Source organism: Streptomyces sp. SID3212, from assembly GCF_009865405.1.
Lineage (GTDB): Bacteria > Actinomycetota > Actinomycetes > Streptomycetales > Streptomycetaceae > Streptomyces.
Window position 1 is genome coordinate 1 of record NZ_WWJY01000142.1, and the last position, 5,458, is coordinate 5,458.

Consider the following 5,458-nt stretch of genomic DNA (forward strand, 5'->3'; position numbering starts at 1 on the left):
GCGCCCAGCGCCGCGTCCAGGGCCGCGACGACCCCGCCCCGCGACGCGTCGGGCAGCAGGACGTCCGTACCGTCCGCGAACACGTGCCGGGCCGCCGGGTCCACCTGCCGCAGCTCGACGCAGGCCTCCAACGGCTCCTTGCCGGTCTTGACGAACAGGTCGCGGTACACCGCCGGCAGATGCAGCAGCCCCGGCCCGGTGTCGAAGACGAAGCCCGCGCGCGAGAACCGGCCCACCGACCCGCCGTACGTCGCCGCGCGTTCGTACACCGTCACCCGGTGGCCCGCCACCGCCAGCCGGGCGGCCGCCGCCATGGCGCCCATGCCCGCGCCGATCACCACAATCCGTGCCATGCCAGGGACTTTATCCGGGGCCGCTGACAGCGGGTCCCCGCGCCCTGCGCCGCAGGAAACGGCGGATCCGGGAGGCCAGGAAGACCGCCGTCACGACGCCCGCCACCAGCAGCGTGGCGGCGATCGAGGCGGCGGCGACCGGATGGAAGAGGGCGAACGTGATGATCCCGGCGACGCCCAGATCCTCCAGTGTGCTCAGGACGATGTTGCTGAACGGCTCGGGGGAGGTGTTCACCGCCATCCGCGTCCCGGCCTTGACCAGATGGCTGACCAGCGCGGTGGAGCCGCCGACCGCGCCCGCCGCGAGGTCGGGCAGCGAACCGCTCTGACCGGCGAGCAACGCCCCGACGACCGCGCCCGACACGGGCCTGATCACCGTGTGCACGGTGTCCCAGACGGTGTCGACGTACGGGATCTTGTCGGCGACGGCCTCGCAGAGGAAGAGCAGGCCGGCGGCTATCAGCACGTCGGTGCGCTGGAGCGGGGCGGGCACCTCGTCGGTCAGCCCGGTGGCGCCGAACACGCCGAACAGCAGGACCACCGCGTAGGCGTTGATCCCGCTGGCCCAGCCGCTGGTGAAAACGAGGGGGAGTACGGACACGGACGCGATCGTAGCCACGGCGGGCCCGCAGCGGGATGGGGTCGGGAACCCGGTTCTGAGTACGCCTACTCACCGCGTGAGTTGAGTAGGCGCGCGGATGGGCCGCCCCCGGCGCGGAGGGGAGAGTGGGAACCACGGAAGGGGCGCGGCGCCGGCACCGCCGGCACGGGGCTGCGGAACGGTGCTGCACCCCTGACGCGGCAGGAGGTACGGGCACGGGGGCACGGGGGTACGGGGGAGCTGGACAGGGGGGAACGGGGGAAACGGGGGGAACGGGGGAGGTACGGGGGGAACGCGCCGGTTCGGCGGGGCTCGGGAGGACCGAGTCCCGCCGGACCGGCGCACTCGTGTGTCCGGGGAGCCCGGGGCCGTTGCCCGGGCGTCGCCGCGAAAAACCTCGCCCCCACCTGTGTACGAGGCAACGTCGCAGGTCAGGGGTGATTGTCAGTGGCGTGCTCCACGATGAACACATACGGCCACAGAGCCGTCACACGAGGACAGGAGGTTCCGCCATGGCCAGCTCCCACGCCGGTGCCGCACGTCGGCGCCCTACGGGTGGCCCTGCCCCCTCACTGACCGGACCACCGAGCGACGTCCACCCTGTCCTGCGAAGGGCCACGGCCCCGCCGGCCGCCCTCGACCTGCTCTCCAAGGCCCGTGACGGCCTGGACGAGGCCGCGACGCTGGACACCCCGAACGAGCGCTACGCCACCGCCCACCTCGCCGCCCTGCGCACCGCGGCGGCCGTCCTCGCCGCCCGGGGCCGCCCGGAGACCGCCCCGCCGCGCCGCCGCCGGATCAGGACCGCCTGGGAGGTGCTCCCCGAGATCGCGCCCGAACTGTCCGAGTGGAGCGCCCTGTTCGCCTCCGGCGCCGCGCGCCGGGCGCGCGCCGAGGCGGGCATACGGGGCGCGGCGAGCAGCCGCGACGCCGACGACCTCCTGCGTGATGTGGCCATGTTCCTGCGCCTGGTGGAGCGGATGCTGGTGCTCGCGCCGGTCCTGCCCCAGCCCCGGGCGGAGTTACCGGGACAGGGGGACGCCGTGGGGTGAGGGGCGGGGGCGGCCGAGGCAATAGGGTGGGCGGAGCCCGCACCGTCCACGCCCCGCCGCCCGGGGCGGCACCGCGCCGAGGAGTCAACTGCCGTGTCGGACCCTTCCCCTGTCTTCGGTGGGGAGACACCATCGCGCCCCCGGGGCTCCCTCCGTACCGCCGTGGTCTGGGAGGTCCTCAAGGAGGCCCTGGAACACCGGGCCAAGGCCGCCGGTACGGACGTCCTCGACGTGCTGGACACCGGCGGGGGCACGGGCAACTTCGCCGTGCCCGTCGCCCGCCTCGGACACCGGGTGACCGTGGTAGACCCGAGTCCGAACGCGCTCTTCGCGCTGGAGCGCCGGGCGGACGAGGCCGGGGTGGCCGACCGGGTCCACGGTGTGCAGGGTGACATCCACGGGCTCTTCGACGTGGTCGAACGGGCCGGCTTCGACGCGGTGCTCTGCCACGGCGTCCTGGAGTACGTGGACGATCCGGCCGACGGCGTACGGACCGTGTCGGACGCGCTGCGCCCGGCCGGCGCGCTCAGCCTGCTCGCCGCCGGGCTCGGCGGTGCCGTGCTCGCCAGGGCGCTCGCCGGGCACTTCACCGAGGCCAGGCAGGCGCTCACCGACCCGGCGGGCCGCTGGGGCGAGGGCGATCCGGTACCCCGGCGCTTCACCGCCGAGCAACTGACGGACCTGGTCGGCGGCGCCGGCCTGCGGGTCGGTGCCGTACACGGCGTACGGGTCTTCGCGGACCTCGTGCCGGGCGGTCTGGTGGACACCCAGCCGGGGGCGCTGGAGGCGCTGCTGCGGCTGGAGACGGCCGCCGCCGAGCTGCCCGCGTTCCACGCCGTGGCCACGCAGCTGCACGTCCTGGGCGAGAAGCGGACCTGACCCCCGGGGCACCTCACCCTCCCGGGAGGACCCCGCGAGGGGCTGATCGTGTGGCTGATCAGCGATGCAGCCGCGCATGCAGTGCGTCACTGCACCCCCGTGAAAGCCCCGGGCGCCGTATGATCGGGGTACACCATCCGGCATGACGGATCGATGGTTGGGGAATCAACGCCTCAGCGGTTGAAACGGCATGGCGGCCCGGATTGGCGAAATGGCGTTGAGGGCGGGTTTCACGGGGGCCGATTCCCTGCCTATCCTTGAAGGGGCCGCATCCCGGTCGCCCCCCGCGACCGACGACTAGGAGGACTCCGTGCCGCTCTCGGAGCACGAGCAGCGAATGCTCGAGCAAATGGAGCGAGCGCTGTACGCCGAAGATCCCAAGTTCGCGACAGCGCTTGAGGGAAGCGGGCTGCGTACATACACCCGACGACGGGTCTATCAGGCAGTCGCAGGCTTCCTGGTGGGTATCGCGCTCCTCATGGCCGGAATGGTCGCTCAGCAGATCTGGATCAGCGTGGTGGGGTTCCTCGTCATGCTCGGCTGTGCGGTCCTGGCGGTCACCGGCTGGCGGAAGGCGCCCAAACCGGGCGAGCAACCGGCTGCCGGAGGCGGTGCTCCCGGCCGACGACAACCACGACAGCGCCGCTCGATGATGAACCGCATCGAGCAGCGGTGGCAGCGCCGCCGCGACGAACAGGGCCAGTGAGTCTCTGACGTTCTTCATGACGGAGGGGCGGACGCGTGACGCGTCCGCCCCTCCGTCATGTCCGTGACCCGGTCCCTCAGCCCCCCTGGCGGGAGGGGCGCCGGCGGATCGTGTCCGCCCAGCGGGACGGATGGAGACGGTGGGCCGTCCACCGGTCGGTGAGAACCGACCACCGCTCGGAGAGCGCCCACATCACCCGAATGGAGGAGCGCGGAGCGAGGAGCGCACGCAGCCGGGCCGCGCGCCCCGCCGGGGCGCGAAGGCCCTCGTGCACCAGCCGGACGTCCTCGGCCAGCCCCGTACCCGGCCGGGGTACCGGCGCGTACAGCACCTGTTCCACCGCGTCCGCGAGCCGGTGCGCGGCCTGCGCCGCGGCCGGCTCCAGACGACCCTCCCGCACGATCCGCTCGGCCGCCTTCCGGGGCGTCCGCGAATCGTCCGGCGGGATGCCGTAGTCCCACGCCGTATCGGTGATTTCACGCCACGCTGCGAGCGTCCGTGCCGCGAGGTCCGCTTCCGTACGGCCCGCCGAACCCAGCCGCCGGGCGCGCACCCGCTCCCGGCGCAGGAGGGGCAGCAGCGGCAGCAGGAGGAGTAGCACGACGGCCAGGACCAGAGCGGCCAGCCCCATCCCCGACCACCAGGGGCTCTCCGGCTCGTCCGGGGTCACCGCGGCGCCCGGGGCGACCGTGCCGCAGCCGTCCAGCCGCCGGGCCTGCGCGTCGCAGCTCTGCGAGGCCGACGGCTCCGTGGAGGGCGCGGCCGAGGCCGTGGCGTCGGGGAGCTGGGGGTCGCTCGCGCTGCCGGAGGGGGCCTCGGGGCGGGTGTAGTCGGGGGTGCTGCCCCGGCTCGGCGTCGGCTCGAACCGGGTCCACCCCACGCCCTCGAAGTACAGCTCGGGCCAGGCGTGCGCGTCGCGCAGCCCCACGGACACGGTCCCGTCCGACTGGGCCGTACCGGGGGTGAAGCCCACCGCGACCCGCGCCGGGATCCCGAGCGTGCGGGCCATCGCGGCCATCGTGAAGGAGAAGTGGACGCAGAAGCCTTCCTTGTTCTTCAGGAAGCGCGTGATCGCGGTGACGCCGGTGCCGGAGTCGACCTGGACGTCGTAGGTGAACCCGCCGTCCACGGCGAACCAGTCCTGGAGCTTGACGGCCCGCTCGTAGTCGTTGGCCGACCCCGCCGTGACCTCCTCCGCGGTCTCCTTGACCACGGCCGGGAGGCTGCGCGGGACCTGCGTGTACTCCCGGCGCAGCGCCGGAGGGGCCGGGGGCGCCGCGGCGAGCTGCTCACGGGTCGGTTCGACCAGCAGACTGCTGACCTCGTACCGCTCGCCGCGCGTCGACTGGCCGTTCTCGCCCACCAGCGTCCGGCCCGTGGGCTCGTACCGCCACCGTCCGTCGATGTCGACCTTCGTCGCCGGATAGGGCATCGGCAGATAGTCCTGCCGGTACCAGGGGGCGGCCGAGATGCTGGTGGTGACCTCGGTGGTACGGACGTCGGAGTCGAGCCCCTGCGGCGTCGGGAACTCGTCGGGGACGTCCTCGATGCTGCGCTGCGAGAAGCGCCAGGACGTGCCGTCGAACTTGTCGAGCGCCATGATCCGCAGATACATGTTCTGGGTGTCGGGCGCGTTCGTCCGGTAGCTCAGCGCCTCGCGGTCCTCGGGCTGGTTCAGGTTGTCCTGGAGTGACACCAGGGGGTTCACCGCCGAGATGGTGCCTCCGCCGCCCGGTCCCGAACCGCTCCCGCCGCCGGTGCCGGCCAGCAGGCCGCCGTCGAGGGCGGGCAGGGCCAGCGGGACGACCAGCGCCACCCCGAGCGCGACGACGCCGATCCTGCGTCCCGTACGGATCGGTGGCGGCGC

Annotated in this window: 6 protein-coding genes; 3 read left to right on the top strand and 3 right to left on the bottom strand. The window is 73.4% G+C overall.

The window, feature by feature from the left end; translation table 11 throughout:
• Positions 1-353: NAD(P)-binding protein (locus GT042_RS04090; RefSeq protein ID WP_161307322.1), on the bottom strand; the 353-nt coding region annotated here is incomplete at its 3' end.
• Between the two features lie 10 nt (positions 354-363).
• Positions 364-954, bottom strand: a complete 591-nt coding sequence (locus tag GT042_RS04095) for a DUF4126 domain-containing protein (protein ID WP_161307323.1) — start codon at positions 952-954, stop codon at positions 364-366.
• A 512-nt stretch (positions 955-1,466) separates the two neighbouring features.
• Here GT042_RS04095 and GT042_RS04100 point away from each other — a divergent pair.
• From GT042_RS04100 to GT042_RS04110, 3 genes are all read left to right on the top strand, one after another.
• Entirely contained in the window at positions 1,467-2,006 is a 540-nt protein-coding gene (locus GT042_RS04100) for an SAV_6107 family HEPN domain-containing protein (RefSeq protein WP_161307324.1), read from the top strand.
• A gap of 93 nt (positions 2,007-2,099) precedes the next feature.
• Positions 2,100-2,885, top strand: coding sequence for a methyltransferase (locus GT042_RS04105; protein WP_161307325.1), 786 nt, complete (start codon positions 2,100-2,102; stop codon positions 2,883-2,885).
• Between the two features lie 310 nt (positions 2,886-3,195).
• The gene (locus GT042_RS04110) at positions 3,196-3,591 is read left to right on the top strand and encodes a DUF3040 domain-containing protein (RefSeq protein WP_161307326.1); all 396 of its coding nucleotides are present in this window, start codon (positions 3,196-3,198) and stop codon (positions 3,589-3,591) included.
• A gap of 76 nt (positions 3,592-3,667) precedes the next feature.
• On the opposite strand, the gene GT042_RS04115 is transcribed toward GT042_RS04110, so the two are convergent.
• Positions 3,668-5,458, bottom strand: a 1,791-nt coding sequence (locus GT042_RS04115; RefSeq protein ID WP_161307327.1) for a DUF3488 and transglutaminase-like domain-containing protein, incomplete at its 5' end; no start/stop codon positions are given.